At 69.2% G+C, this 25,687-nt stretch carries 29 protein-coding genes, 2 tRNA genes, 1 other RNA gene and 1 pseudogene; 6 read left to right on the top strand and 27 right to left on the bottom strand.

Translation table 11 applies throughout. From position 1 onward, the window contains the following. Nucleotides 1-138: 138 nt before the first annotated feature. A complete protein-coding gene (locus tag FJK98_RS31120; protein ID WP_145923089.1) occupies nt 139-588 on the top strand; it encodes a nucleoside deaminase in 450 nt (149 codons plus the stop codon). Between the two features lie 97 nt (nt 589-685). Here the strand turns inward: FJK98_RS31120 and deoD are convergent, their stop codons facing one another. Further along, nucleotides 686-1,396 carry a purine-nucleoside phosphorylase gene (gene deoD / locus FJK98_RS31115; RefSeq protein ID WP_145922192.1) on the bottom strand — a complete coding sequence of 237 codons (711 nt, stop codon included), beginning with the start codon at nt 1,394-1,396 and terminating at the stop codon, nt 686-688. A gap of 75 nt (nt 1,397-1,471) precedes the next feature. Between deoD and FJK98_RS31110 the strand changes: the two genes are divergently transcribed. Further along, a tRNA-Ser gene (locus FJK98_RS31110) sits at nt 1,472-1,558 on the top strand. Nucleotides 1,559-1,646: 88 nt separating this feature from the next. Here the strand turns inward: FJK98_RS31110 and FJK98_RS31105 are convergent. The 20 genes and pseudogenes from FJK98_RS31105 to FJK98_RS31025 all read right to left on the bottom strand — a co-directional run bounded on the left by FJK98_RS31105 (nt 1,647) and on the right by FJK98_RS31025 (nt 14,172). After that, nucleotides 1,647-2,912 (bottom strand): tyrosine-type recombinase/integrase, encoded by a 1,266-nt coding sequence (locus FJK98_RS31105; RefSeq protein WP_145922191.1) that lies wholly within the window; start codon nt 2,910-2,912, stop codon nt 1,647-1,649. Nucleotides 2,913-2,928: 16 nt separating this feature from the next. Further along, entirely contained in the window at nt 2,929-3,138 is a 210-nt protein-coding gene (locus tag FJK98_RS31100; protein ID WP_145922190.1) for a helix-turn-helix domain-containing protein, read from the bottom strand. Then, a complete protein-coding gene (locus tag FJK98_RS33445; RefSeq protein WP_168222580.1) occupies nt 3,135-3,296 on the bottom strand; it encodes a hypothetical protein in 162 nt (53 codons plus the stop codon). The genes FJK98_RS31100 and FJK98_RS33445 overlap by 4 nt, the downstream gene beginning before the upstream one ends. 449 nt (nt 3,297-3,745) lie before the next feature. Beyond that, nucleotides 3,746-5,305 (bottom strand): hypothetical protein, encoded by a 1,560-nt coding sequence (locus FJK98_RS31095; RefSeq protein ID WP_145922189.1) that lies wholly within the window; start codon nt 5,303-5,305, stop codon nt 3,746-3,748. Continuing rightward, the gene (locus tag FJK98_RS31090) at nt 5,302-6,288 is read right to left on the bottom strand and encodes a bifunctional DNA primase/polymerase (RefSeq protein WP_145922188.1); all 987 of its coding nucleotides are present in this window, start codon (nt 6,286-6,288) and stop codon (nt 5,302-5,304) included. The genes FJK98_RS31095 and FJK98_RS31090 overlap by 4 nt, the downstream gene beginning before the upstream one ends. A 100-nt stretch (nt 6,289-6,388) precedes the next feature. Then, a complete protein-coding gene (locus FJK98_RS31085) occupies nt 6,389-7,201 on the bottom strand; it encodes a phosphoadenosine phosphosulfate reductase (RefSeq protein WP_145922187.1) in 813 nt (270 codons plus the stop codon). Further along, nucleotides 7,198-7,500, bottom strand: a complete 303-nt coding sequence (locus FJK98_RS31080; protein ID WP_205789285.1) for a hypothetical protein — start codon at nt 7,498-7,500, stop codon at nt 7,198-7,200. Before FJK98_RS31080 ends, FJK98_RS31085 begins: the two co-directional genes overlap by 4 nt. Beyond that, nucleotides 7,500-7,790 (bottom strand): DUF4326 domain-containing protein, encoded by a 291-nt coding sequence (locus FJK98_RS31075; protein ID WP_145922186.1) that lies wholly within the window; start codon nt 7,788-7,790, stop codon nt 7,500-7,502. The genes FJK98_RS31080 and FJK98_RS31075 overlap by 1 nt, the downstream gene beginning before the upstream one ends. Continuing rightward, complete coding sequence (locus FJK98_RS31070; RefSeq protein WP_145922185.1) at nt 7,787-8,062, bottom strand: hypothetical protein; 276 nt, start codon at nt 8,060-8,062, stop codon at nt 7,787-7,789. Before FJK98_RS31070 ends, FJK98_RS31075 begins: the two co-directional genes overlap by 4 nt. Before the next feature lie 137 nt (nt 8,063-8,199). Next, entirely contained in the window at nt 8,200-10,392 is a 2,193-nt protein-coding gene (locus tag FJK98_RS31065; RefSeq protein WP_145922184.1) for a cell division protein FtsK, read from the bottom strand. 97 nt (nt 10,393-10,489) lie between these two features. Then, nucleotides 10,490-10,678, bottom strand: a complete 189-nt coding sequence (locus FJK98_RS31060; RefSeq protein WP_145922183.1) for a hypothetical protein — start codon at nt 10,676-10,678, stop codon at nt 10,490-10,492. 106 nt (nt 10,679-10,784) lie between these two features. Then, complete coding sequence (locus FJK98_RS31055; RefSeq protein WP_145922182.1) at nt 10,785-10,973, bottom strand: hypothetical protein; 189 nt, start codon at nt 10,971-10,973, stop codon at nt 10,785-10,787. Between the two features lie 8 nt (nt 10,974-10,981). Further along, nucleotides 10,982-11,122 (bottom strand): hypothetical protein, encoded by a 141-nt coding sequence (locus FJK98_RS33440; protein WP_168222579.1) that lies wholly within the window; start codon nt 11,120-11,122, stop codon nt 10,982-10,984. Nucleotides 11,123-11,361: 239 nt separating this feature from the next. Continuing rightward, nucleotides 11,362-11,547, bottom strand: a complete 186-nt coding sequence (locus tag FJK98_RS31050) for a hypothetical protein (RefSeq protein ID WP_145922181.1) — start codon at nt 11,545-11,547, stop codon at nt 11,362-11,364. 82 nt (nt 11,548-11,629) lie between these two features. After that, nucleotides 11,630-12,097 (bottom strand): DUF3307 domain-containing protein, encoded by a 468-nt coding sequence (locus FJK98_RS31045; RefSeq protein ID WP_145922180.1) that lies wholly within the window; start codon nt 12,095-12,097, stop codon nt 11,630-11,632. Nucleotides 12,098-12,188: 91 nt separating this feature from the next. Continuing rightward, complete coding sequence (locus tag FJK98_RS33435; RefSeq protein ID WP_168222578.1) at nt 12,189-12,350, bottom strand: hypothetical protein; 162 nt, start codon at nt 12,348-12,350, stop codon at nt 12,189-12,191. Then, nucleotides 12,350-13,127: pseudogene (locus FJK98_RS31040) on the bottom strand (ABC transporter permease). Before FJK98_RS31040 ends, FJK98_RS33435 begins: the two are co-directional and overlap by 1 nt. Before the next feature lie 14 nt (nt 13,128-13,141). After that, nucleotides 13,142-13,588: a hypothetical protein gene (locus FJK98_RS31035; RefSeq protein WP_145922179.1), complete on the bottom strand. Its 447-nt coding sequence runs from the start codon at nt 13,586-13,588 to the stop codon at nt 13,142-13,144. After that, nucleotides 13,585-13,911 (bottom strand): hypothetical protein, encoded by a 327-nt coding sequence (locus FJK98_RS31030; protein WP_240762454.1) that lies wholly within the window; start codon nt 13,909-13,911, stop codon nt 13,585-13,587. The genes FJK98_RS31035 and FJK98_RS31030 overlap by 4 nt, the downstream gene beginning before the upstream one ends. A gap of 12 nt (nt 13,912-13,923) precedes the next feature. After that, the gene (locus tag FJK98_RS31025; protein ID WP_145922178.1) at nt 13,924-14,172 is read right to left on the bottom strand and encodes a DUF6284 family protein; all 249 of its coding nucleotides are present in this window, start codon (nt 14,170-14,172) and stop codon (nt 13,924-13,926) included. 327 nt (nt 14,173-14,499) lie between these two features. Here FJK98_RS31025 and FJK98_RS31020 point away from each other — a divergent pair, with 327 nt between their 5' ends. The 3 genes from FJK98_RS31020 (at nt 14,500) to FJK98_RS31010 (ending at nt 17,447) form a co-directional block, all read left to right on the top strand. Next, the gene (locus FJK98_RS31020) at nt 14,500-14,913 is read left to right on the top strand and encodes a helix-turn-helix domain-containing protein (protein ID WP_205789283.1); all 414 of its coding nucleotides are present in this window, start codon (nt 14,500-14,502) and stop codon (nt 14,911-14,913) included. Nucleotides 14,914-14,986: 73 nt separating this feature from the next. Beyond that, entirely contained in the window at nt 14,987-16,474 is a 1,488-nt protein-coding gene (locus FJK98_RS31015) for a helix-turn-helix domain-containing protein (protein WP_145922177.1), read from the top strand. Nucleotide 16,475: 1 nt separating this feature from the next. Next, nucleotides 16,476-17,447: an NAD-dependent epimerase/dehydratase family protein gene (locus FJK98_RS31010; RefSeq protein WP_145922176.1), complete on the top strand. Its 972-nt coding sequence runs from the start codon at nt 16,476-16,478 to the stop codon at nt 17,445-17,447. 251 nt (nt 17,448-17,698) lie between these two features. Here FJK98_RS31010 and FJK98_RS31005 read toward each other — a convergent pair whose 3' ends face one another. From FJK98_RS31005 to FJK98_RS30980, 6 genes are all read right to left on the bottom strand, one after another. After that, the gene (locus FJK98_RS31005) at nt 17,699-20,107 is read right to left on the bottom strand and encodes a hypothetical protein (RefSeq protein WP_145922175.1); all 2,409 of its coding nucleotides are present in this window, start codon (nt 20,105-20,107) and stop codon (nt 17,699-17,701) included. Nucleotides 20,108-20,547: 440 nt separating this feature from the next. Then, on the bottom strand, nt 20,548-22,857 hold the full coding sequence (locus FJK98_RS31000) for a hypothetical protein (protein WP_145922174.1): 2,310 nt from the start codon (nt 22,855-22,857) through the stop codon (nt 20,548-20,550). A gap of 356 nt (nt 22,858-23,213) precedes the next feature. Next, entirely contained in the window at nt 23,214-23,708 is a 495-nt protein-coding gene (locus tag FJK98_RS30995; RefSeq protein ID WP_370517100.1) for a hypothetical protein, read from the bottom strand. Nucleotides 23,709-23,740: 32 nt separating this feature from the next. After that, nucleotides 23,741-24,355, bottom strand: a complete 615-nt coding sequence (locus FJK98_RS30990) for a hypothetical protein (RefSeq protein WP_145922172.1) — start codon at nt 24,353-24,355, stop codon at nt 23,741-23,743. Between the two features lie 124 nt (nt 24,356-24,479). After that, complete coding sequence (locus tag FJK98_RS30985; RefSeq protein WP_145922171.1) at nt 24,480-25,175, bottom strand: alpha/beta hydrolase; 696 nt, start codon at nt 25,173-25,175, stop codon at nt 24,480-24,482. A 176-nt stretch (nt 25,176-25,351) separates the two neighbouring features. Continuing rightward, nucleotides 25,352-25,436: transfer RNA gene (locus FJK98_RS30980), tRNA-Ser, on the bottom strand. Between the two features lie 82 nt (nt 25,437-25,518). Here FJK98_RS30980 and ffs point away from each other — a divergent pair. Then, nucleotides 25,519-25,608: signal recognition particle sRNA small type (gene ffs, locus FJK98_RS30975), an RNA gene on the top strand. Nucleotides 25,609-25,687: the final 79 nt, after the last annotated feature.

The raw sequence follows: 25,687 nt of genomic DNA, 5'->3' as shown, positions 1-25,687 counted from the left end.
GACGCGACCGATCCCGCCCTCGGCACCGTACGGCCCGGGCAGCCCACGCCCGGCGCGATCGGGCGGGTCGGTCCCGGGGCGACCGAGCGGTTGGCCGGGCCGGATTCCGTCGGCCGCCGACAGCGGCACGAGCGGTGGATGCGACGCGCCCTGGAGATCGCCGTCACCGGTCCGGACCTGCCCCCCGCCGGGCCCGACGGGGTGGTGGGGGACGTGCCGGTGGGGGCGGTGGTCTACGGCCCGGACGGCACCGAACTGGCCGTCGGCCGCAACGAACGGGAGCTGACCGGGGACCCGACCGCGCACGCCGAGGTGCTCGCGCTGCGCCGGGCCGCCGCGCGGTCGGGCCGGTGGCGGCTGGACGACTGCACCCTGGTGGTCACCCTGGAGCCGTGCACGATGTGCGCGGGCGCGCTGGTGCTGGCCCGGATCTCGACAGTCGTCTTCGGTGCCTGGGAACCCAAGACCGGCGCCGCCGGATCGCTCTGGGACGTCCTGCGCGACCGCCGGCTCAACCACCGCCCCGAGGTGTACGCCGGGGTCCTGGAGACCGAGAACGCCGCCGTCCTGCGGGCCTTCTTCCGCTGATCCCGGCCCTTGATCGAACCAACGGGGCCGATGTTGCGGTATCCGCGCCCCGGCGACACCGCAACACCGGCCCCCTTGTGAGCCGTCAGGGCGGCGGTCAGGAAGCGGCGACGGTGTCCAGGGCGATCTCGACCATCTGGCCGAAGGTCTGCTCGCGTTCCTGCGCGGTGGTCTTCGCGCCGGTCTTGATGTGGTCGCTGACCGTCAGCAGGGTCAGGGCGCGGGCCTTGAACCGGGCGGCGATCGTGTAGAGCGCGGCCGACTCCATCTCCACCGCCAGCACCCCGTAGTCGGCCAGGGTGTCGTACAGGTCGGGGCGGTCGGTGTAGAAGGCGTCGGCGGCGAGGATCGGACCGACGTGCACGGTGATGCCGCGCCGCTCGGCCACCTCGACCGAGGTACGCAGCAGCCCGAAGTCGGCCACCGGGGCGTAGTCGATCAACCCGTCGAAGCGCATCCGGTTCATGTTCGAGTCGGTCGACGACCCGATCGCCGCGATCACGTCCCGGAGCTGGAGGTCCTCGGTGAGCGCGCCGCAGGAGCCGACCCGGACCAGCGTCTTCACGCCGTACTCGTTGATCAGCTCGTGGGCGTAGATGGACGCGGACGGCATGCCCATGCCGGAGCCCTGGACGGAGACGTCCACGCCGTTCCACCGCCCGGTGAAGCCCAGCATGCCCCGCACCGTCGAGTAGCAGGTGGCGTCCTCAAGGTAGGTCTCCGCGATCCACTTGGCCCGCAGCGGGTCGCCCGGCATCAGGACCCGCTCGGCGATCTCGCCCGGCTTCGCGCCGATGTGCGTACTCATGGCAAAGATCCTGCCAGGCCGGCCCGGGGCATACCGGTGCGGCATCCGAACCGGTGTTCCTGTACCCTCGTCGGCGGTGGCGTGTCCGAGTGGCCTAAGGAGCACGCCTCGAAAGCGTGTGAGGGTTTACGCCCTCCGCGGGTTCAAATCCCGCCGCCACCGCTCGCTGAACAGGCGAAACGCCCGGCGACTCTCCGTGAGTCGCCGGGCGTTTCGCCTGTCGTGGTCTCAGTTTTGGTCTCAGTTGCCCTCACGACGCCTTGCTGAGCACCCCGGCCGCGCCGTCGTCCGGGTCGTCGTCGGCGCTCTGCGCTGGCTGCCACAGCAGACCACCGACCCGCTTGGCCACGTCGCGGCGAACCTGTCCCGTCAGGTGCTGGTAGCGCCGCGCCATGCCGGAGTCCGACCACCCCATGATGCCCATCACGGCGCGCTCGGCCACGCCGAGAATCAGCAGCACCGTCGCCGCAGTGTGTCGAGCGTCGTGCAGCCGCCCATCGCGTAGTCCAGCGCGGGCCAGTAGCCGCTTCCATTCCGTGTAGTCGGTGCGAGGATTGACCGGGCCGCCGGTCGGCGTGGTGAACAGATAGCCGGTATCCGTCCAGAGCTGCGCGGCGGTCTCACGCTCGGTGTCCTGTTCTTTCCGGTGCTGGCGTAGCAGGGCAACCAGGGGATCAGGAAGCCCGATACTGCGCCGACCGGCCCGCGATTTCGTGTCGGCGGTTTCCGCGCGTAGTGGCTGCCGGTCAGGGCAATGACCGCCGAACTTCCGGCCGCACGGTTTCGTGCAACCGTGCTTCCACTTGGGGCGCTGCCGGGCGCGGCGAACCGTGAGCGTCCCTCCGTCGAGGTCCACGTCACCCCATCTCAGGCCCAGCACCTCGCCCTGCCGCAGTCCGAGTGCCAGCGCGATTGCCCAACGCGCGCTGTTTCTCCGCTCGCTCGCGGCTAGCAATAGCCGCTGCACTTCCTCCACCGAATACGGTTCAACCTCTTCGTCTCCGAGGCGAGGCGCTTTCGCCAGGCTGGCGGGATTGCGCACCAGGTGTTGCCGGCGCACCGCCTCGTTCAGCGCAGTCCGCAGGGTGCGGTGCGCCTGGTGGGCGGTGGCGGCGGCGCTGCCGGCGGCCTGCATCTTGCGGGTCAGCTTCTCCACGTGCTCGGGTTGCAGCTTTTCCAGGCGGTGCGCACCGAGCCCGGGAATCAGGTGCCGGTACACGGCGACCCGGTAGCCGGCGATCGTGTTGTCACGAACGGCCGGCGCGGCGATGTTCTCAACCCAGTGCGTGAGCCAGGTCTTGACCGTCCATGACTGTCCCGCCTTGCGGACGGTGCCCTTGTCGCGGTCGCGTTCCAGCTCGCGCACCTTGCGGGTGACGATGGCCTCGGTCTTGCCGCGAACGTGGCGGCGGTCGGGACTGCCGTCGTCCTTGATCCCGACGGTCACACGTCCGTGCCAGTAGCCATCGCTGCCCTGGTAGATGCTCGATGCGCCGTTGGGCTTGCGTTTTCCCATCAGTTCCCCGTCTCTTTCAGGCAGCGTTTCCCAGCGAGGTTTCGTCGGCGAGCAGGCTCTGTACGTACTCGTCGAGGCAGAAGGCAGGCACGCGCCGGAGACGGCCGATCGTGACCGTGCGGACCTGGCCGGTCTTGACGAGGGCGTACATCGTGGTGCGGCCGATGCCGAGACGGCGGGCGGCCTCTTCGATGGTCAGGACAATGCGGGTGTCGACGGTCGTCACTTCTGCTCCCTCGGGGTGGCGTCGAGGTAGATGCGATGCCAGGTCGACGGGGGTCGGTCGGGGTAGGGCCGGCTGACCTGGCAGATGGTGAGCACATAGGTGAGCGCGGTGAGGGTGGCGGTGGTTTCGGCGGGGGTGCCGTGCAACCTGATTCGCATGCTGGCGGCTTTTCCGTCGTGGGGTGGCTCGGGGCGTGGTGGGGTCCGGAAGGACATGCGGCAGAAGGGCGTAGGGCGGCCCGCTGAGAGCTGCGTAGAGGCAAGATCTCGGCCGGGTTGGTGTAAAGCGGTGCGCGAGGTTGGCGCAGACGCTCTCAGTGGGCCGGGGTGGTGGGTTGGTGGCGGGTGGTCGTGTCGTGGTGTGGGAGGGCTGAACCCATCTCGGCATCTCGGCATCTCGGCAAAGGTGCCGTTGAGCTGCGGTAACGCTTGCCGAGATCTTGGAAGCGGGTTTTCAAGATCTCGGCAAACGGCGGTGATCTCGGCAGGATGTTGCCGAGATGCCGAGATTGACTTTCTCCGATCGGCTGGATCTCGGCAGGGTGTTTTCGCAGCTAGCGGGCTGGTTCTGCCGAGTTGCCGAGTTGCCGAGATGGGTTCAGCGGATGTCAACCTTGGTGGCGTTCGACCCAGAAGACGGCGCGGTTGCCGCGTTCGTGGCGGCCGGCGCGGATGACGTGTTCGCCGCGCCACCGTCCGGCCTGTCCGGTGAGCATGCGGCCGAGTTGCAGGGGGTTGGGTAGGCGTCCGGCGGTGGTGGTGATGAACTGTCCGTCCCAGGGGTCGTGTTCGTCGCTGCCCAGGTGCATCGGTTCGGCGTCGCGGCGTAGGTCGGCGGCGGTGAGTGGCTTGTCGCCGTGGCGGTCGTGCCAGGTGGTGAGGAACGCCCGCCAGCGGGTTTCGTCTTCGTCGATGTCGCGGACGTCGGCGGCGTTGGTGAGGAATCCGTCGATGCCGTGGTGGTGGAGGAACCCGCCGAGGGCTTGCGCCCAGGGGGTGAACTGCCGCATCGACAGCCCGGCCGCCTTCGGTGCGCTTTGGCGTGTCCAGTCGAGCACGAGCACGAGCAGGTGCCAGAGCACGGTGAGTTGGTTCGCCGGGGCGGTGATCCACTGGTCGAGATGCGGGATGCCGAATCCGGACTGGTCGCGCAGTTCGGGGCGGGGCATGTTCGGGTCGAGGTGCACGCGGACGGTGCGGGAGGCCATGTCTCCGCCGACTTGCAGGTTGTTGCCGGTGGCCATCCACAGGCGGTCGTTGACGGTGGCGATGTTGCGGGATGCGCCCAACTGCCGGTCGGACCACACTCCGGCGGTGACGAGCTGCGCGAGCACGGCGGAGTCGATGACGGTGCCCTCGGCCAGGTTGTCCCAGATGACCACGCCCACCTGCTCCGCGAGCACGGCCGTGATGGACTTGCGTAGTTCCTCGTCGGCGTAGGCCCAGGGCATGACGCGCTGCCCGTAGAGCATCCCGGGTCCGGCGGTGAGGATCGTTTTCCCAGACGACGGCATGGTGGCGTCGATGAGTGCGAACGGGGTCAGGGAGCGGGTGAAGTGCCGCAGGATCGGCGTGGCCAGCAGCGCCACGTAGTTGGCCCGATCGGCGGCGGACGCCCAGGGGAAGTCGCGCAGGAACCGGCCGAGCAGGAACCGGCGTGCCTCGGCCACCTGCTCCGGGGTGGGTTCGTCGGGCACGGGCGGCAGCGCGACCTTGGAGGCGAGGTAGAAGCCGGTGGCCTTGTCGTAGCCGGGGGTCTGCAACAGGGTGCCGTCGCGGCGCAGCACCGGGGCACCGATGATCCCGCGCAGCGGGGCCACCCCCGGCCACGTCTTCCCGGCCAGCACCGACGACAGGATCTCCCGGGAGGGTGTGGTTTCCTCCTCGTACGGTTCGGGGTTGCCGGCGGCGTCCTTGCGGGTCTTGATCCGGTAGACGTAGGCGTGTTCGGCGAGCAGCCCGGCCAGGCCGGCGGGGTTGATGGTGCTCGCGGCCACCGGCAAGGGCGAGTCTTCGTCGGCGGCGGCGGGCAGCCCACCGGAGACCGCCTCCATGTGCACCAGCGCCCCGGCGGACACGTACGTGTCCGGCAACAGCCCCCTGACCAGCGCGGCCTTGAGTACGCGGATGCTCTCGGGGCCTGAGCCGACCTGCAACCGCTCGGTCACGCGGCCCTTCCTGCGGTGTTCAGGCGGCGGGGGTTACGCGCGCCAACGCGCAGCCCGTTGGCGATGGTGTGCGCGATCTCCCGCGCGGGCAGCCCGATCGACGCGGCGGCGGGTTCCAGGACGGCCCACACGTCGTCGTCGGTAAGCGCGCCCCCGGCGGCGAGCTGCCCGAGCGCGACGGCGGACACGAACAGCGCGTGGTTGCGCTGTCCCTCGCGGGCGGCGGTGAGGTGCTCGACCTGGCGGCGGATCGCAGCGGCCACGTACCGGCCGCGCCGGTCCGGCGGCAGCGCCACCACGGCAGGCCGGTAGACGGGCCGCGCGGCCGGCGTGAGCAGCCCGGCGATCCATCCGGGCAGCGGTGCGGGCTCGCAGTCCAGGGCGACGGTGTAGGGACGGCTGTTGACGGTGGAGCCGGCGGCAACCACGTAGCCGCCGTGGGCGCGGGTGTCGACCTTCCAGCCCAGCCCGCCGCGCTCTCCGGTGGTGTTGCGCAGCTTCGGGCCGCTGGTCGGGTGGCGGTAGAACAGGTGGCTTCCGCCGCGCCCGGTGGTCTGCGTGTAGGTCGCGTCAACGGTGCCGTTGTGCCGGGCGGCCAGGGCGGCAAGCACGTCCACGCCGTCCCGCATGCCGGCCCACTCTGCCGGCGGGGTGTCGCCGGGATGCTTGGGCACATCCAGGTCGACCACCAGCAGCCCGGACGGCCCGCACGCGATTCCGACCCCGTAGGGGCGGGCCGACCACGCCCGCCGGATACGGGTCGGGTCGGTGGTGGCGCGTTCTTCCCAGCCGACGTGCCGCCCGGCGGCCCGGCAGCGCGGGTCGGTGCGGTCGCACCGGTCGGCGGTGCACCGGTTCGGGAACGCGGGCCGCTTCGCCTCATCCTCGGCGGCGTGCGGGTGGTCGGGACGCAGCGGGAACACGTGCCAGCCACGCGCCGCACAGTCCAGCGCGGCGGCCAGCAACAGCGAAAGGTCGGGCATGGGAAGTCCTTCCGAGCAGCGGCGTGCTGGTGGCCAGCGCCGCGCGGGCGCTGGCCACCAGGTGGTGAGCGCGCGAAGCGCGCCGGTCAGGGGTTTGGGGTCAGGTGAAGCACGCGCCGTTGTCGCACAGCGCGTCATCGTCGGCGGGGTCGAAGCCGGGCAGCATGTCTTGCGCGGTGGCGACGGCGGCGGACAGCGGCCGGTTGAACCGGGTGAGGTAGACGGGGTCTTTGCCGAGCGCGGCCCGCCGGGCGTTGAGCAGGTTTTCCAGCTCGCACGCTCGGTTGAACAGGTCGGGTCGGTCGCGGCGGGTTTCGGCCCACGTCGCCGGGCGGCGGAACGGGCAGAACCAACATGCGGACTTGGGCGGCACGGGCAGGCCGGCGGCGGTGATGATGCGGGCGCAGTCGTGGCGGCGCAGCGGCGGCGTGTGGTCGAGCAGCGGGTAGACGGTGCGTTCGTAGGGTTCGGAGCGGCGGTTGTTGACGCGCTCGATCTCGTCCAGGCTGATGCCCACCCCGACCGTGGCCGGGTTGTCGGCGTTCGCGCCGTGGGCTTTGAGCCACTTGCCGATGACCTTGATTTTGAAGTCGGCCGTACATGAGCGGGTGCCGGGTGCGCCGTTGGACATCCGCACCGGGATCGGCAGCGACCGGGACCCCGCGCGGGTCAGCCTGCCGTACAGCGTCTCCCGGGTGCCGTCGCGGCGCTCGCGGTGCAGCTCGTGGAGCTGGATGCCGTGCAGCGCTGCGTACGGTTTGGCGTACCGCTCCAGGTAGTCCAGGGTGGCCGGGTCTTCGGAGTCGTTGCCGACGTTGGCGAACAGGAACACTGGGAAGTCGATCCGCCCCGTGGCGGCTAGCACCAGGGCGGCGGTCGACTGCACCCCGCCGCCGTAGGAGAACACCCTCACGCCGCACCTCCGGAGCGCCGGTCGGGGAACGGCAGCACGGTCGCGCCGTCGTCGCTGGCCGGGCCGGTGGGGCGCACGCCGCGCCGGGTCGCGGTGACGGTCAACCGCAGGTACAGCCGGGAACGACCGGCGTCGGTGCCGGTCAGCGGCCGACGCGTCCCCTGCCACGCGACGCGGCCGGCGGCGGCCAGGGCGCGGGCGGCGGCGTCGAGTTCGGCCGGGGTGCCGGCCAGCCACACTTCAAGGCCGGACAGCGGCGCGTCGCGCCGGGAGGGCCGGTCGTCGCGGTGACCGGCCATCACTCGGGTTTCCCGTTGGCGACCGACAGCAGCACGTCGGCGTGGCAGGGCTGGCCGGGTGGGCACCAGCACGCCAGGTCCCGCCCGGCCAGGTCGCGGCGGGCGGCGGCGATCAGGTCGGGTTGGGTGGTGAGCCACTGTCGGTACTGCTCGATGGCGGCGGCCCGCGCGGCGGGTGTGGGGTTGTCGGCGGTGAAGGGGTTGCCGTAGCGGCCGGGCCGCCCGACGTAGACCGTGTTGGCGGGCATCCGCCATCCGGCAGTGCGGCGGCGCTGGATTCGTCGGGTCATCGCGGGGTCCCCTTGTCGTGAAGCTCGCGCAGGTAGTTGAGGGCGAGGCGGCCGGCGCGTGGGTGCTCGCCGTCGCCTCGGCAGCGGCGGCAGGCGCGGGCGGTGCGCCAGATCAGCACGGGTCGGCGTCCGGTGCCGTGGCAGCGGCGGCAGCGGGTGAAGGGCCGTCGCCAGCACACCGCGAGGTAGCACAGCGTGACGGCGGCGAGGATGAGTAGGAACAGGCCGGCGGTGCCGGCGGTGGTGGTAGCGGTAGCGGCGTACGAGGTCATGCAGGTGCCTCCGGAGCCGGTTTCGCAGGTGCGGGGGTGCCTGGCGCTACCCGCTACACGGGCGCATGGGGGCTGGCCAGGCATGTAGCGGGGTGATGTAGCGGCGGTGCTACCCGTAGCAGCGCCGCCGCTACCACTCAGGCGGACTCGCGGCCGTCCATCAGACGGACAATGTCGACCTTCCGGGCACCCCGGTTGACCGACCCGCGCATGTTGACGCTCACGCTCGGTATACCGACCGCGCGGCACTGCGCGGACACGGACTCGTCGGTGGCGTCGGCGTGGTGCTCCGGCATCTCCTCGGCAAGGCGGGCGGCGATGACCTTCCAGTGCAGTCCGGGTTCCTTGCCCCGGAACACCGCCCGCACGTCGGCAAGGACGTCGCGCTTCTCCCGGGTGATCTCCTCGCCCAGGGCGTAGCCGGACAGGGTGCCGGCGGCCTCGCGGTGGCGGCGGGCGGCGGTGAGGATGCGCTCAGCGTCACCGTGGTCCGCGAGGTAGGTGCGCACGATCGGCGTGTGGTCGTCGGCCCCGTAGAGGATGCCCACCCCGAGGTATTCCTTGCCGGTGGGCAGGGCGGAGGCGTCGAAGCCCTCGGCGTAGGCATCCCCACCGAGGATCGCCTCACTGACGATGCGGTTGCCGCACTTGAGCGCGAACCGGACGGCGTGGTTGTCGCGGTAGCGGTTGAACAGCCGCGCCACGTCGCCCGCGCCGACCCCGGAGGGCTTCTGCGACGACGACAGGATGATCACCCCGGCGGACGGGCCGACCGCCATGATGAACGACAGGAGGGCGGCAATCTCCTTGTTGTCGTCCTGGTCGTCGGTCTCGAAGTAGTTCTGGAACTCCTCCATGACCAGCACCCACACGCGCAGCAGCGGGTACTTGCGCGACAGCTCCCGCGTGATCTTCCCTTCCGGGCACTCGGTGGTGGGGAGCTTGGCGAGGAAGTCGTTGACCTCCTGAATGTGGGTCTTGACCTCGCGCAGCATGTCGAGCAGGTGCGTGATCGGGTCGTTGTCGCGGCTGTTGGGGACCACGCCGCAGACGTAGCGGTGGGCGATCAGCCGGAACTTGTCCCAGTCGGCCGACATCTTCCCGTCGACCACCAGCAGCCGCGTGTACGGGTCGAGCGCGGCGAACAACGCCAGGGCGCGGGCGGCGAACGTCTTGCCCTTGCGCGGCTGCGCACCGATCAGAATGCTGACCCACATCATCAGCAGCTCGACCTTGTGGCCACGCTCGTCCAGTCCGAACGGGGCCGGCGCCCAGATGTCGCGGGGCTTGCCGTCCAGCAGCGGCGTACGTCCCGCCGCCACCGCCAGCGGGTCCCGGTCGGCAACGAACAGGGTGTGCCGGCGGTGGGAGGTCTTGTCCCGGGTCAGGAACACCTGATTGACCGACACGTCCAGACCAGCGGCGATAGCCGGGCGGGCCTTGAGCACGTCTTCCCAGGTCTTGCCATTGAACGGCAGGTCGATGAGCACCTGAGAGCCGGTGTCGGAACGGTCGCGGGACATGCTCGACCCGAACGTGATCTGCTGGTTCGCCCGGTCCGGGTGCCCGAGACCAGCGGCGTAGTAGGCACGCAGCACCACATCGGAGTTGATCCGCCGGAACCGGCCCGCCACCGTGGCGGGGGTGATGATCGGCCGGTCAGCGGGTCGGCCGATGTGCGCCAACCCGGCCACCGCGCCCACTCCGGCCAGCGCCAGCGCCCACCACGGGGCGAGCGCCACTACGATCGGCCCACCGACGACGACCGCGGCGACCTCGCCCACGAGGACGGTGCCGCGCCACGCGCGGGTGGCCTTGACCTCCCGGTGCAGCTTGTGCCACATCGCCGGGTCGTTCGCGTCGGCGGCGGCCTGCCGCAACGCGCTCTGCTCACTGACCCACCACCAGCGGCGCTGCCGGTTAGCCAGCCGGAACAGCCCGATCGTTGCCCAGAACGACGCCTGCACGGCGTACCAGGGCGAACGCAGGCCATGGAAACCAGCGCGGTAGGCGGTCACCGCGAGGCCGTAGCGGATCGACGCCTTGATGTTCGCCCACCCGGCCAGGGCCGGGGGAACGACCGGCTTGCGGCCGGACGGCGACAGCGGCGGCACGTCGACCGGCCCGCCGCCCGGGGTCGGCTCCTCGTCCAGGGGCACGTCGTAGTGCGTGCGCTCGTCCCCGGCGGGCGGACGCGGACGCGGCGCACGCCGGGAACGAGCGTCGTCCAGGTCCACCACCTCGGCATCCGGGCCGCCGGTGGTCGGGTTGGTCAGGTCGGTTTCGGAGGCCTGCCAGTCGAAACGAGGGTCATCGTGGGGGGACGTCATGATGGGGGTTCCTCCAACAGGTCCGTTGGTTCGGGTCGGGTGGGGGCCGGCGGCGCGGCCGGGTTGTCGAGGCCGGAGGCCGCGCCGCCGGGCGGGGTCAGCGGGAGCGGCCGGAGCCGCCGCAGGTGGGGCAGGTCTTCATGGGGGTGCACTCGGTGTAGGCGACCGTCCGGCCGTTCTTGATGACCTCAGCGCCCTGGTGGTACTGCGGCACCCGGCCGTTTCCCTTGCAGTAGGTGCAGCGGGTGACCGCGTTGATTGCCTTGCCGAGCAGGTTCTTGCCCATCAGGGGTGCTCCTTCCGGCGGCCAGTCGGTCTGGCGGCCACCACCGCCACCGGGTGATGAGCCAGTGGCGGCGGAAGCGGTCAGCGATGCTGGTGGGGGGGGAAGGTCAGCGGCGGTCGCGCGGGGCGGCGCGGCCGTTGAGTTGCCGGCGTGCCCGCTCGGCCTCGGCGCTGTCGTGCAGCGCCCGGCGCTGCCGCTCGGCCTCAGCACGAGCGGCCGTCGTGCCGGTGACGGTGGCGGCGGCCTCAGCGTCGCGCCACTGCTGGTAGGCGTCGATGAACCGCTTCGCGCTCACCGCTTGCCCTACTTCGCATCCCGGGCGCGGTTGCGGTCGGCGGCCTGCTGCTGCGCTTCGGCCATCTGCGCCAACCGGGCTTCCCGGTTGGCGGCTACGCGCCGCTCGTGCTGCTCCCGGTACTGGCGGTCGGAGATGTGCATGCCCATACTGGTGGTCCTCCCAAGACCTCATGCGGGTTGCGGGAAAGGGCCGGCGGCACAGCACTGGTTTCCAGGCCATTCGGGCTGTGCCGCCGGGCGGGGTCAGTTGTCGGTCGCGCCGCAGCAGCGGCAGGTCCGACCTCGGTCGAGCGGGGCGCACGCGCACCCGCAGGACAGGCACCCCCGACCGGGGATGCCACCGGAGTTGGCGTGCAGACAGCCGCATTGGCCGCAGCGGGCGGCCATCAGCGGCGGCCCTTGAGCTGCTGCGAGAGCAGGCCGTAGCGGATGCGCTCGTCTTCGTCCAGGACGACCGGGTTGCGGCCGGCGGCCCGCTCGTCGCGCATCTGCCGGTCGAGGTGCTTCGGGTCGACCTTGACCTCACGCGACCGGCCGTTGGCGTCCTCGCTGAACAGGTACTTCTTACCCACGGGGTTCCTTCCGTCGTGCCCGCCAGTCGGTCTGGCGGCCTCCGCGCGCCACCGGCCGGTGAGCCGGTGGCGACGGGGGCGGTCAGGCCGCGATGAGTAGCGCGGACACGAACAGCCAGCCGATGTGCCAGGACTGGTCCAGGGCGTACGCGCCGGTACCCAGCGAGGGGTTGTCGTCGCGGCCGGGCCGGGGGGTGCCCAGGGCGTAGAAGCGGGCCGACCCGAGCGCGGCGGCGATCCGCTTGAGCGGGGTACGCCGGTCCGCGATGTAGTGCGACACCGCCGAGACGGTCAGCCCCACGCCGACCGCCCACGGGTCCAGCCGCAGCCCGGTGCCGGCAACCAGGAACACCAGCGCCAGCAGGGCGGTAAGCGTGTAGGTGGCGACGTGCGCGACACACGCGACGCGACCAGGCCAGCCGGGTAGCCCCTTGCAGTCGGCCTGGTGCTGCGACTGAACCCAGTGGTCGCCCACCTGATGAGCGACGTAGAGAGCGACGAACACGGCGGCGAAGCCGGCGGCGTGCACGCCGGTCGGATCTGCGAACATGGGGGTATCTCCCGAGGGTCGATGAGGCTCAAAGGGGTGGGCCGGCGGCACGGCTCAGGTTGCGAGCCGGTGGCCGTGCCGCCGGGCGGGGTCAGGACTGGTCGGCCTTGTCCTGCTGGGCGGACGATGCCTTGCGCCGCTTGATGGCCTTGTCGCTGAACATCGACGGGTTGACCTTCTGTACGCGGCGGCTCAGGTCGGCGTGCTGCTGGTCGGTGATGGTGTTCGGGACGGTGGTCTTCTTGCCGAACATCAGTGGGCCTCCCTGACGAGGTGGGCCAGGGCGGCACCCATGCCGAGCACCGCGACGGGCAGGCAGGACACGAGGGTGGTGATCCACCACGGGGCGGCGGTGACGCCGTAGGCGGCGAGCAGGTGGTAGGCGACCTGGCCGAGCGCGCCGACCGCGAGGGACGCCAGCGCGGACCACTTGGCGAACGTCCGAGCGCGGGTCGGCACCCTGCCGGACAGCCACACGTACAGCGCGTACGCGGCGTATGCCTCCACCCCGATGGGCAGGGTGATCGCGGAGTCGATGGTGGCCCACGAACCCGGTTCCACGATCCCGGGAAGCAGGTCCACCTTCCCGAACCCGGTGAGCTTTCCGAGCCCGACCCATCCGGACCACACGGCCACGAACGCGCCGAGCGCCATGAGCACCACCGGCCACACCACCGCCCGCCGGGGCGGCCGGGACGTGATGTTGGTGCCCAGGTCTGCGACGGGTGCAGGCTGCGCGGCAACCGGCGGCGGGGTGTCGTCGTCGGCCGGAGTCGGCCGTGGCGGGCTCGGCCGGGTCCGTCGCCGGCCCAGTGGGCTCCGGGGTGGGATCGCTGTCGGCTGGCGGCGTGGACACCGGGGTTCGGGTCAGCTCGGCCAGGATCGCGTCAGCCTTCGGCCCGCCCACCCGCAACTCCTTCTTGATGCGGTTGCGGGATGGGACCGTGCCGAGCTGCGCGGCCAGGTCCCGCGCGGCGGGAACCAGTTCCTCTACCGGCTTGGGGAAGGCGGACAGGGTGGGGGTAGTCACGGGGGCCTCCTTGGTCAGTGGTTGCAGCCGGGGCAGTGCAGGCCGGGGCAGCACACCCCGGAGCGGCGCAGCAGCAGCGCCAGCACGGCCAGGACGAACGCGCCGCCGGCCAGCAGCGGCAACAGCGCGATAAGCGCGGTAACGAGCTGCACGGCGAGGTAGCCGGCCACCGCCACCGCCGTAGTAGCGGGCACAGCGACAGCGGTCACGACCGGCCAGCGGCGGCCGGTACGGGTCGGCGTGGTGGTGCGGGCGGCGCGGGGCCGGTCGATGAACCGGACCGTCACCCACACCCGGCCGTCGTCGTGCGGCATCTGCGCGGGCAGGGTCATGCCGACAAGGCGGTTGGCGTGGCGCAGCGTCGCCACTACTGCGGCGACCTCTCCGGGGGTGCCGACCACGCGGCGGGACACGATCGGCCCGGGTACCGGGTGAGCGGCGCGGGTTGCCCGGGTGGTCATGCGGCCACCGCCGGCAGGAACTCGGCCGGGGTGTCGGTGGTCGGCTCGCAGCAGTGCAGCCGTACCCGGACGCCCCGCCAGTGGCCGTGCACGTTGGTCAGCACCTTCGGCACGTCATCGCGCTGGTAGGGCTGGCTGTGCCACTGCTCGACCGGCAGGCGCATGTACCGCGCCCAACGGCGCAGGTCGACGTGGGTCGGGAAGTCCAGTTCCAGCCCGAACTTGTCCGACGCCTCGACCTTGGCCGGTAGCGGCAGCGCGTTGCGGGCCATCGCGTCAGCGACGGTGAACAGGACAACGGGAAGGCTCGGCGGGTTCTTCACCGTGGGCACCCCCTACGCGGCCCGGCTCGACGCGGCACGCACGGCCAGCAGCGTGCGGGCCTCCCGCAGCACCCGCTTACGCGCCCGCCGTACCCGCTGCCAGTCCAGGTCGGACGGGGACGGGTCGGCGCACAGAATCGTGATCTGCGCGTCGAGCAACAGCACCTCGGCATCAATCAGCGGCATCTCCCGCTCGATCTCGGCCAGGTCATCGACGCTCGGCCCATCCGGGTCGGCGTCGTTCAGGTCGTAGCTGCTCACTTGTGGGACCTCCAGGTGGAGTCTGTGGAGAGCCCGGCGGCGCTGGGCAGGAACGCCCGCGCCGCCGGGCTGGCGATGGATGAGATGCACGGTCACCTGAGCCGTGCGCGGCATCTTTTCGGCGGGAGATGCGGCCCAATTCAGTTGTCAAAGAGCAGGTGCACAGCGGTCCGTGGGCGCGCAGCGCCGCGAGGCGCTGCCTTCCCCGGTCACCAACCGGCGGTGCGGCTGATTTCAGCGCTAAAATTAGCGCTGAAGTTGTGTGCTGTCAACCAAGTCGGGACGACTAGGATCAGCGGATCAGGCAGTCAGGCAGGGAGGCGTCGGGTGGAGGATTGGCAGGCCGTGGCCAGTGCCATCAACAGCCGGATGGCTGAGTTACCGCTGACTCAGCAGGAGTTGGCCGAGCGCTCCAAGGTCTCGGTAGCGACGCTGCGAGAGCTGCAATACGCAACGGCGACCCGCAAACGATCCGCTCGCACGCTCGCTGCGATCTCTCACGCTCTTGACTGGCCGGACGACTACCTCCGTGCTGTGTTGACCGGCATCACGCCGCCGAGCGGCAGCGGGGGAGCCGGGCCGGCGGACAGTTCCTCGCTGGTGTTGGCTCGACTGGATCAACTGCACGCCGAGGTGCGGCGGCTCGCGGATGCCGTCGAGCGGATCGGGATCGATGTCGGTCATGGCGACAAGGACACCAGTTCTGGACGCGCACCCGAACACCGTTCGCCAGCCGGGTAGACGCAGTTCACTAGGCACTGACTAGGCACGGGTGTGCATGGATCGATGCCTACGCCAGCAAGGGAGGGGCGTTGTGCCTGCTCGCGCCAGGGATGCAAACCCGAATCTCGCGCTCTACAACCTTCGTGATGCGGCCGGCGAGACTCAACAGGACGTGGCGAACGGGCTGAACCACCTCGGGGCGGCGCGGGGCAAGCGACTGGCCGTCACCGCCAACCAGGTAAGCAGGTGGGAGCGGGGAATCACGTTCCCGTCGGCGCTGTATCGACAGCTCCTTGCCGAGCACTTCGGCGTGTCCGTGCAGGATCTCGGCCTTACCCGACAGCGCGTCACGCCGCAGCAACGCGACAGTCCTGAGAACGACTCCGGAGGTTTCGCGATCTACCAGGATTCCGAGTCTCACCCGCAAGCCGAAGAGAGCCAGCAGGAGTGGCGGGCCGTCCGTCGCAAGCTGAACACCCACCGGGTACAGCTCGCCAGGGAAGCTGCCCGCCTCTATGACGCGAAGGATCGAGTAGGCGACACCGGTCTCATCGCGCCGCCGGAATGGCTGCTGTCGACCCCGATCGAGTTGACGCAGTTCGGCATCGGACTCGCGCCGGAAGGAACCGCGCCGATCGTCACCGGCACCGAGGACGCATCGGCCGGCGTACGGCCGCTGGCGTCAGACGGGCGACGGCACCAGCGCTACAGCCTCGCGCTGCGTGATGTCGAGCAACCCCGGCTCCTAGAGAACCGGCTCGCGTGGCACCTCGCGGGGGTCGACTGGAGCCAGCCCGATCGGGCGCTCACCTTCACCACCGGCACGTACTTCGGTGGTGTCGACGTCTCGGAAGCGCTCGCGCATGAAATGGCGATGTACCACGTTGCCGGCGATGGAAGCGGCATCCTGCCGGCGTCCTGGCGCAACCTCGGCTTCCGGCGACTCGTCGGCGACCCGTTCACGCCCGGCCGCCGGGCCACGGCACCGTCAACCGACACGCTCACCCTGCGGATCGACGACGACGGGGTGTCCTTCGTGCTGCACAACCGGGCGGCCGGCAACGTGGCCGTAGCCGGAGGAATGCTGCACATCATGCCGGCGGGCGTCTTCCAACCGTCGAGCGTCCTGCCGGCCGCTCAAGCGGCCGACTTCGACCTGTGGCGCAACATGATGCGCGAGTACAGCGAGGAATTCCTCGGCAGCGCCGAGCACGGCGGCGACGGTGAACCAGCCGACTACAGCGCCGAACCGTTGGCGTCCTTCGACCGCGCCTTAGCGGCTGGTGGGGTCCGGGTCTTCTGCCTCGGTGTCGCGCTCGACGCGCTCACCCTGTGGGGCGAGATCCTGACCGTAGCCGTGTTCGACGGCCCGACCTATGACCGCCTGTTCGCCAACATGGTCAGCGCCAACACCGAGGGGACCGTGGTCAAGACCGGACGGGCACGGCCTACCTCGGCGTTGCCGTTCACCCGCCACACCATCGACGAACTGACCGCTAGCGAGCGACTGGCCCCGGCGGCGGCCGGCTGCATCCAACTCGCGTGGGAACACCGCCGCACCATCCTGGGGAGAGGCTGACGTGCACGTACTGGTAACCGGTGGCCTGGGATTCCTCGGCCACGCCGTCACCCGCGAACTACTCGCCACCGGCCACCGGGTCACCGTCATGACCCGGGGCCGCAGTGACCGAACCCCGCCCCCTGGTGCCGAGCTGGTGACGGGAGACATCCGCGACCGCGACCGCGTTGCCGACATCGTCCAGCAGGGCGGGTACGGCGGAGTCGTGCACCTCGCGGCACTCACCAGCGGCCGAGACTCGTTCGCCGACCCTCTGAGCTACTTCGACGTCAACGCCACCGGCACCCTGAACCTACTCATGGCCCTAGACGCCGCACGGTCGACCAACGCGCCGGCCGCCCTGGTCTTTGCCTCCACCAACATCGTGTACGGATCACAGCACCACGGCGCACTCTCCGAAGACCTCGACCCACACCCCGAAAGCCCCTATGCAGCATCAAAAGTCGCCGCTGAGCAGATGGTTGCGGCTTACGCAGCAACTGGAGCAGTCGGCGCGGTCACCGTACGGCCCTTCAACATTGCCGGAGCCGTTGACAGCGTCACCGACACCGACCGGGCCCGGATCATCCCGAACGTCTTCCGCGCGATCACTGGCCAGCTCGACTACGTCACTCTTAACGGCGATGGATCGACCGTACGCGACTTTGTGCATGTCGCTGACGTAGCCACCGCCATCCGACTCGCCTTAGTCGCATGCGCCCCGGGGGTTTGCCAGACCTTCAACCTCGGCTCAGGCGTCGGAACGAGCATGGCCCGCGTGGTAGCAGCCACCGAGCAGATCACAGGCCACTCGATTGCTGTCCACCGCCAGCCACCGAAAATAGAGCCACCGATCTTAATCGCGGACATCAACCGCGTCCATAGAGCTTTTGACTGGACACCGGAAAGATCAGAACTGATAGTCATCCTTGCGGACGCATGGAAGGCATGGCCGGAGAACCTGAACAGGTTCTCCGGCACCACTCTGAAGTGACGATCTCTGTAGGGGCATCAAGGCGCTGGCACAGGTACGCTGGGGCAGAAGAATCGGCTGACCGCAGCACTACGTCCCGCTCGTTGCACCTGAAATCAGTGAGCTAATTCAGGGGCCGAGCCTGGCCGACCAAAATGCGTCACTGGCGACGCCCTACCGTAAGTCGCTCCACCCGACACACCTCGAATCCTTACTGAAATTCCCGCTTGCTGAAGCTGAACACGGATGGCAGCAGGCATGCTGGTCGCAGCTCAGTCATTTAAGGGGCGGCGTTGTCCGCCAAGTAAAACTGAGCTAGGGCGAGCCGAGGATGTTGTAATACCACGCTTCTTCTGCCGCCTAGGAAAGTTCCGCCACAAATCGGAAAATGCCGAGGAGGTCTCAGTTACAAATCGCAACATCTTCGACGGTTCGTAGAAGTAGGCCGCCGGCATGAAGTGCACGCCGGCCATCGCTGGAGGCATGTCCAACCAGTCAAAGTAGGAAGGTTCATGCATCAGTACGGTCTGCCCAAAAGGATCGGAGAGTGTTGTGACGCTGATCCCAGCCTGATCAATTTCAGTCTTGATGGGGCGATATTGCTGGCGGAGATAGCCAGCAGTTCGAAGAAATGGTACGACCTCTTCGATAGTTTCGAGCGCTAAGGCGAGCTTGACAACATCCGCAGTACGTGGATGTGCGAGCGTGTTGCGGACGTCGCTAACCTCAGCAGCAACCATGCGCTCTGACTGGCGCCGAAGCCCATCAATAATCCCGGACTGACTCTCGGGAAGAAGGTCAAGGAATGGGATGGAATGCAGGAATGGAAATATCTGAAGCTGTTGGGCTTTTGCCCATCTCGGCAGCTCCGCCTCATCTCGGAGAAGCTCATCACCCCGCCCTCGTACTGCCTCAAGGTGATCAGCTAGCGCACCAAAACCTCGCACGAGCGCGTAAAGGGTGGATTCGGTGTTGAAGGATATTCTGCGCCCCTGCTCATCTTTCGGCTGCAAATCATGGAGCGTCTTCAAGGCTGCCGGCATGTCAATATGGGGTCGGTAAACAAACCGCCTCTCTGAGGAGTAATGATCGGTGAGGAGCGCCCATGTCACGAAGGCTAGGCAATCTTTAAGAACTTTCTCAAGTTCTGGAAAAAAGGGGCCGGCTTCTCGTCTGATCTGCTCGACGTCAAACAGCTGAGGGTTGACCCCCGCATTCTGACAGGCACGCTTGGTGGCTTCGAGGTATCGCCAGAAATCTGAATAGTTGTCTAGACTATCCGAGATTGAGAAGCCGAGTTTCCAAAGCACAGAATTGACCCTGTCCTCGTCATCCCGCAAGAGTTCATCCCTGATTTGGAGACTCTCCGTCGCCACTATTAGGTTCGAGTGGCGAACAAGCAGGAGTGAGGACACGACCTCTCTCGGGCTGCGCTTCTGAATGAACTTCTCAATGCGTGCCTCGGTCGTTTCGGCTAACTCTTCGCGCATCTGCCAATCAAGTTCACTTCGCTCTTGTTCGTTATCTAACGGATACATATCGCCGATTAGTCGCCGTAGGCGCAAGGGTCCGACGTTGAGATGCCGGGAATTCAGCCGAACTCCGCACCTATTCAGCTCGGCAACCATATCATACGGGCCTGATCCCTTGGCGTTCAGAATCGGCCTTCGCACCTCATCGTCGGGAACTATTATGGTGCGATTCAGAACAAGTGAATCAAGCGCGGCGGTAATGTGTCGGTTGTCGGCGATGCAAATCAACTGCAGTAGTTGTGCTTCATTGAGTGATCTTGCCGTTCTCTCGGCAGTCGGAAGTCCGCACTCCGTAAGAGCTTCGAAAAGCTGACCGGTTTCAGTGATGAGCCATGACAGCACGGAACGTAGCTCAGCTATGTCCAAACAGTCGCCAACAAGGTAAATCAACGAATCGGCTGTAAGGTCATTAAAGATGGCCTTGGTGGCCCCCGAGTTGCCGTCTCGAAGGAATGTTCCCCAGTCGCTTGGCTCCCTGCTGTCACGTTCGAGGGCTTTTGTGATCTTTGGTCGGTGTTCATGAATTTGGGCGTCATCGGCAGTCTGAAGCGTGTAGCGATGGAGTATGTCGCACGCAACATCGGGGCAGTGGAAGCGTACGTTCCGACTTGGATCTAAGAAGCGTTGCTCCTTGCTTCGCAGTAGTCCGAATGGTCCAGTCACGTAGCACCCTGCTTGAAAAACACCTTGCGGGGTGCCGTCGAGAAATAGCTGGGTTTCTTTTGGAGTTAATAGTGTGCGAGAACTGCTAATCTCCAAATCGGCCGCCTTGTCGTACAATAGCCGGCCGTGCAAATAGGGGAAACGAATCTTGCCTTCGTTGATCTCTTTCCCGAGCGCCTTCGCGAGCGCTTTGGTATCGGTTTCTATTGGATCGACGAGCACATCGACGTTCCACATCTCAAGGAGGCACAGCAGGCGAGCCTCGGGATATGGCACATTCTTCTGCCTCGTAAGGAACTCGAAGGCGCGCTCTCCGCTGTCGGTCAGCCTCAGTGGCTGGTGAAGATCCTGGGATACACGATACTTGTCAGCGATAATGCAATCCGCCATGAGGACCTGCAGATTAAGCAACTCGGTTAAGCCTGTCCGAAATTCGGGATCGGGGTACTTTGCAGCCAGTTCTGCGGCACTCAAGGCTTTTTGCATAAGGTTCAGGTTAGAGGCTTTCCTCGACTCGATCCGAGCCCCGACCCCGCCGAGTCGGATCAGTTACAGAAGTTTGACAAGGCGCGTTCAGGGCAAATAACACATCTCGTGCGAACAAGCCTCACTTCCGCAGCTTGTCTCATGGGCGCAGGGATTAGGCCGGTATGGTCTCAGTTGTGGTCTCATTCAGGGGCGTACATCGAGGTTCACCTGAGCACGGACAGGGCTCCGATCGCAGCCCACGTATCGTGTTGACCCATCTCGTACAGGTGTTCGCAGACCTCGAAAGCGTGTGAGGGTTTACGCCCTCCGCGGGTTCAAATCCCGCCGCCACCGCTCGTGAACAGCGAGAACGCCCGGTCGATCCGTGAGGATCGCACCGGGCGTTCCGCGTTTGCCGGACCGGGCCGGCCCCTGGTCGGAGCCGGCCCGCGACCGGGTCAGGAGGTGCCGGCGTTCCGGTGGCTCAGCCGGTAGGTGGCGGTGTTGCCGTCGGTGTCCAGCAGCACGGTGACCGGGCCGGGAGGCATTGCGCAGGTGACGGTGCCCTGGGCGGCGCGGTCCGTCCCGCACGTCGACCGGCCCGTCCCGTCGAAGACGGTCAGCCGGGCCCGGCCGGTGCCGGCGGTGCGCGCCCAGGTGAGGGTCTGCCGGGCGGCGTGCTGGTCGGCCGGGACGGTGAAGCAGGCCGCGAGGCGGTCCGGGCCGGTGGTCACAGTGGTGTCCGTGGTGTCCCGGGGCAGCGTCGGGCAGGCCGGCGCGTCGGTCCGGGCGAAGCCCACCGTGTACGCCAGCTGCGTGACCCAGGTCTGCCCGGTGAGCAGCGCCGAGTGCGGTGCCGGGCCGTCCAGTTCGCAGCCGTGCCAGGTGTACCACCAGAGGCTGCACTCCGCCTCGCCGTCCGCGTCCACGATGTCGACGTTCAACGCGGCGTCGACAGGCAGCAGCGCGGCGACCGACGCCCCGGACGGGGTGGCCAGGGTCAGGCAGTTGACCTGGCCGGAGACGTCGATCCGGCCCCGGTGCGGCGCGTCGGCCCAGCCTTCGTCGGAGACGGGTGTGCACCCGGTCGGCCGCAGCGGCAGCAGGGACACCGCGAACTCGGTGGTGCTGGTGGCGTCCACGCTGGCCAGCAGAGTGTGCCGGCCGGCGGGCAGCGGGCAGCGGACCTGGGCGCAGACCGTCCGGCCGGCGGTGTCGAGGACCCGGGCGAACGTGGTCACGTTGTCGCCGTGCAGGGCGGTCACCCGGTAGACCCCGGCGGCCGGGACGTCCAGGATCCGGCACGCGACCGGGGCCGGGGCGCCGGCGGGTGCGGCACCGTAGCTGCCGGGCCGGACCGTGGGGCAGCCCACCGGGTCGGAGATCCGCCGGATACCCAACGGGTACGTCTCGGCGGTGTTCCCGCTCCACTCCCGGTACGAGATCACCCGGTAGTCACCGTCGGCCGGGAGCACGCAGCCGACCTGGTCGGACGACTCGGTGCAGATCCGGTTGCCACCCGTGTCCTGGGTCCAGCGTGCACCGGACACGATGACCCGTTCACCGGCCCGGCCGGTGAAGGGCTGGCAGTTGGTCTGCACCCGGGCGACCTGGCTCACCTGGAGGGCCGGTTGGTCCCAGGGGGCGTAGCCGGTGGTCGGCGCGCATCCGTCGGCCCGGTCGAGCGGGTTCAGTGCCACCTCGTACCGGTGGGTCCGGTCGGCGTAGCGGGGGCTGCCGACCAGCAGGGTGTACCGGCCGGCGGCCGGCACGGCACAGACCGGGATGCCCTCCCGGGCGCAGACCTCAGCGCCCGTGGCATCCAGCACCTGCCAGTCGAAGCTGGTGGCGTCGAGGCTGACGGCGCGGACGAGCAACGGCCGGGCCGCGTCGGTGCTGAAGGTGTGGCAGGTCGTCTCGCCGGCCGGGGTCGCACCGCTGTTCACGGCGCTGCCCGGGTCGCCGTACCGGGCGAGCGGCAGGCTCTGGCAGCCCGCCGGGTCGGACAGCCGTCGAGCCTTGACCAGGTGGGTGCCCTCCTTGCCGTACTGCTCCCAGCTCAGCAGCCGGTAGGGGCCCGGCCGGTCGAGCCGGCAGTCACCTCCGCCGTAGGTCAACTCGCAGAGCGTCAGCTGCTGCCCGTCGAGGATCAGCCCCCGGATGTCGCGCGGACCGCCCGGGTCGGCGAACCGCAGCAGCGCGCCGCGCGGCTGGTCGAACAGGTGACACCGGGCGGCCGCCCCGGCCGGCAGTGTCACGGTGCTCCCCGGCGACCCGAAGTCGAACAGGTCCACCGGCAACTGCCCGCAGCTCGACGGGGTACGCGTCGACTCGGCCGCGATCGTGTAGTCGCCCCGCCCGGTGGAGTACGGCAGTTGCAGGCTGATCCGGTACGCCCCGGCGGCACCGACCCGACAGCGGTTCGCGTCCACGCCGAGCCGGCAGAACTCCCGGCCGGTGGCGTCGGTGACCCGGCCACCGACGGAGTCCCGCCCGGTGCCCCGACCGAGCTGGATCAGCAGCAGGTCGTCGGCCGCGGTGGTGGTGACGGTCCAGACGTCCTGCGCCTGGTCGACGATCGCGCCGCAGGTGGCGACCGTGCCGAGGGCCAGACCGCCGCCGCAGCGGGAGCGGGGTGGCTTGGGCTGCCGGACGATGGTGGTGGACCGGGTACGTGGCTGTTCGGTGCTCAGCCCGGCGGCCTGCGCACCGGGGGCCGGGGTCGCCGCCCGGTGCGGCACGGCCCGCTCGGGTGCGGGGACCGGCACGTCCCGGTCCGGTGTGTTCCGGCCGGATGCGGCGGCCGGCGTCTCCCGGGCCGTGGCGGGCGGCGACGGAAGGTCCGATGTGGCGGGTGCCGGCGAACGGGTCGCCCCGCTGTCGGACGAACCGACCGCCGCAGCCGGGGTCGGTGCCCCGTCACCTGGGGCGATCGGGCCGGCGGCCAGGGTCGAGACGAGCAGGGTGACAAGCGCAAGGCGCGGCAGTGACGTCCCGGCCCGGATTACCGGGCGGGACATGACAGTGCGTGACATCTATCCCCCGTGACCTGCCACGCCGACTGCGTGGCCAGGAGATGTTCTCATCGGGACCGGTCACGGACAATCCACGTCGTGGTCGGAGTTCAGCAGGGGCTGTGGCCCTCGTCGAAGAGGCGGCGGGCCCAGTCGGCGTACCCGGCGATGATCTCCCGGACGGCCGTGCCGTCGTGCAGGAAGAGGTACCCCCGGTCGCCGTCGCGGGTGAGCAGCCCGTCGAACCGGTACGTCCGCTGTGGAGCGCGTAGCCGGACCGCCGACGGGTAGCGGGCCAGCACCTCCCGGACGGGGGTGCCGACGGTGATCCCCTCCGGGGTGCTCATCGGGTCGTCGAGCCAGAGCAGCACCAGCCGGCCGTCGACGAAGATCGGGCTGGCCGTACCGTGCCCGACCAGCGTCGTACCGCAGGTGTCGGCGTCGGTGTGCAGCACCCCGCGCCGGGTCAGCTCGGCCTCGGTGTCGCCGAACGCGGCCCCGGCCACGCCGTGCAACCCGACCACCTGGCTGACCCCGATCGGTCGGGCCGGAACCTCGGGTCCGGACGGATGGCTGCCACTGCCCGCAGCCGTGGCAGCCAGAATCAACGCCGCAAGAACGGCAAATTGTCGTAATTTCATGGAATCCCCCAGTCCCCAACGGGACCGGGGCGTTCAGGTTGCTGGTCTACCCCGAATTCCTGCTCCTCCCATTCCTCGGCCAGCTCGTCCCAGTAGTCGGCGGTCAGCCCCCGCCGGCCATGGGTCAGCCAGCCGGCCGTGTTCCGCTCCAGGTGCAGGCCCAGTTCGGCGAACGGGTCCAGCCACCGGCCGGGCTCCACGCCGAGCCGGGCCAGCGCCGCGTTGATCGGCCACTCCCCGCGCGGCAGCGTGAAGGTACGGTCGAAGCTCGGCCCCCAACTCAACCGGCCGCCCAACCAGACCGCCGACGCCTGGTGGCCGAGCCCGCCGGCGAACTCCGCCTCCAGGTACGCCACCGGACCCCGCCGCGACCAGCTATCCAGCAGTCCACCCAGGGCCGGCGAGATCACCAGCTCGAACGGCTGCTCGGCGGTGGGCTCCCCGGGGTGGTAGTCCGGCAGCGTGCCGGTCAGCTCCTCGACCAACTGCGGAGTCACCGGCAGCAGCGCGAAATCCTGCCGCAGGGCGGCCAGCACCGCGTGATCCAGGTCGGCGGTCTGCTCGCGGAGCAGCTCGACGTCCGCGACGACCGCGCTGAGCTGGTAACTCATCCGACCCCCCGCCGTCCACACCCTGTGGATAGCACATGTGTACGACGGAACTGGAGGCCGCCGTGACTGCCCGCACCGTACCGATCCGGTACGAGAATCCCGCCGAGCCCCGGCGTGCGCGCGGTCAGTCGTGTTCGGCGGCGATCTCCCGCAGCAGCCCGGCGAGCAGTTCCGGATGGGAAAGCAGCGGATGGTGCCCGGTCGGCAGCTCCACCGTGCGCCCCGCCCGAGCCGCCTGGGCGCGCTGCACCTCCGGCGGGGTGGCCCGGTCCCCGGCGCAGACCACCGCCGTCGACGGGGTCGACCGCCAGCCCGCGTAGCGGACCGGGGTGGTGAGCGCGGCGGCATTCTGCCGGACCAGCCGGGTCATGGCGCCCTCCACCGCCGCCTCGTCACAGTCGTGCAGGAACAGTGGTGGGACCAGTTCGGGCCGGGCCGCGAACGTGCCGTCGGGGAAGAACTCCAGGTGGGGCGCGGGTCCGGCGGGCCCGAGATCGGCCAGGGACTCACCCACGTCGGGCAGGAACGAGCTGACGTAGACGAGGTGCCGGACGTCCCCGGCGTCGGCCGCCGCAGTGGCGACCACCCCGCCGTAGGAGTGACCGACGAGGATCGTCTGCCCGCCGTCGCGCAGGACCCGACGGGTTTCCTCGACGTCGTCGTCCAGCCCCGCCCGCCGGCGCGCGTCCGGCAGTTCGCCGCAGCTCGGTAGCCGTACCGCGACGCTCGTCGTACCGCCGGCCGCGAGCAGCGCGTCGACCCGGGACCACCACCACGCCCCGTCGCGTACGCACGCCCCGTGCACGAAGACGATCCGCATCGCTGCCTCCCCGACCGGGCCGCTGTTGCGGAGAACCCTAGGGGTCGGGGCGGGGGCCGGGGTGACCGTTCTGCCGTGGGCATAGCGCGGCGCGACCTTGGCCGGGTGTCCGTGGAAACGACGAAGGGTCGGCTCCCGAACGGGGCCGACCCTCGCGTTGGTGCTGCTCAAGAGAGCGGAGGATACGAGATTCGAACTCGTGAGGGTTTTATCCCAACACGCTTTCCAAGCGTGCGCCCTAGGCCTCTAGGCGAATCCTCCGCGAGCCAGGATACAGGTCCCCGGCGGCCGGGCCACCCCACCACCCCCCGAAGATCCACCCGGGGTCGGGTAGGGTGGGCGGTACCTCCCGTGCGGCGGTATCTCGTGAACCTCCCCAGGGCCGGAAGGCAGCAAGGATAAGCGAGCTCTGCCGGGTGCACGGGAGGCCTTTTTGTCTCCGCCCACCGGTACCGTACCTGCGGGTCGGGTCCCGGGGTGGTGGGTGGTCACCCGCGCCCGACCGGCGCAGA

Source organism: Micromonospora sp. HM134 (assembly GCF_007833915.1).
Taxonomy (GTDB): Bacteria; Actinomycetota; Actinomycetes; order Mycobacteriales; family Micromonosporaceae; genus Micromonospora; species Micromonospora wenchangensis.
Note: the sequence above shows the minus strand (reverse complement) of the source record. Positions and strands in the feature narration are given on the sequence as shown.

Bases quoted from the DNA above. Each gene is read 5' to 3' on its own strand.
- FJK98_RS31120 (WP_145923089.1), top strand. From the start codon at position 139: ATGCGACGCGCCCTGGAGATCGCCGTCACCGGTCCGGACCTGCCCCCC.
- deoD (WP_145922192.1), bottom strand. From the start codon at position 1,396: ATGAGTACGCACATCGGCGCGAAGCCGGGCGAGATCGCCGAGCGGGTC.
- FJK98_RS31105 (WP_145922191.1), bottom strand. From the start codon at position 2,912: ATGGGAAAACGCAAGCCCAACGGCGCATCGAGCATCTACCAGGGCAGC.
- FJK98_RS33445 (WP_168222580.1), bottom strand. From the start codon at position 3,296: ATGCGAATCAGGTTGCACGGCACCCCCGCCGAAACCACCGCCACCCTC.
- FJK98_RS31090 (WP_145922188.1), bottom strand. From the start codon at position 6,288: ATGCCCGACCTTTCGCTGTTGCTGGCCGCCGCGCTGGACTGTGCGGCG.
- FJK98_RS31080 (WP_205789285.1), bottom strand. From the start codon at position 7,500: ATGGCCGGTCACCGCGACGACCGGCCCTCCCGGCGCGACGCGCCGCTG.
- FJK98_RS31075 (WP_145922186.1), bottom strand. From the start codon at position 7,790: ATGACCCGACGAATCCAGCGCCGCCGCACTGCCGGATGGCGGATGCCC.
- FJK98_RS31070 (WP_145922185.1), bottom strand. From the start codon at position 8,062: ATGACCTCGTACGCCGCTACCGCTACCACCACCGCCGGCACCGCCGGC.
- FJK98_RS31065 (WP_145922184.1), bottom strand. From the start codon at position 10,392: ATGACGTCCCCCCACGATGACCCTCGTTTCGACTGGCAGGCCTCCGAA.
- FJK98_RS31060 (WP_145922183.1), bottom strand. From the start codon at position 10,678: ATGGGCAAGAACCTGCTCGGCAAGGCAATCAACGCGGTCACCCGCTGC.
- FJK98_RS33440 (WP_168222579.1), bottom strand. From the start codon at position 11,122: ATGGGCATGCACATCTCCGACCGCCAGTACCGGGAGCAGCACGAGCGG.
- FJK98_RS31045 (WP_145922180.1), bottom strand. From the start codon at position 12,097: ATGTTCGCAGATCCGACCGGCGTGCACGCCGCCGGCTTCGCCGCCGTG.
- FJK98_RS33435 (WP_168222578.1), bottom strand. From the start codon at position 12,350: ATGTTCGGCAAGAAGACCACCGTCCCGAACACCATCACCGACCAGCAG.
- FJK98_RS31035 (WP_145922179.1), bottom strand. From the start codon at position 13,588: ATGACCACCCGGGCAACCCGCGCCGCTCACCCGGTACCCGGGCCGATC.
- FJK98_RS31005 (WP_145922175.1), bottom strand. From the start codon at position 20,107: ATGCAAAAAGCCTTGAGTGCCGCAGAACTGGCTGCAAAGTACCCCGAT.
- FJK98_RS30990 (WP_145922172.1), bottom strand. From the start codon at position 24,355: ATGAGTTACCAGCTCAGCGCGGTCGTCGCGGACGTCGAGCTGCTCCGC.
- FJK98_RS30985 (WP_145922171.1), bottom strand. From the start codon at position 25,175: ATGCGGATCGTCTTCGTGCACGGGGCGTGCGTACGCGACGGGGCGTGG.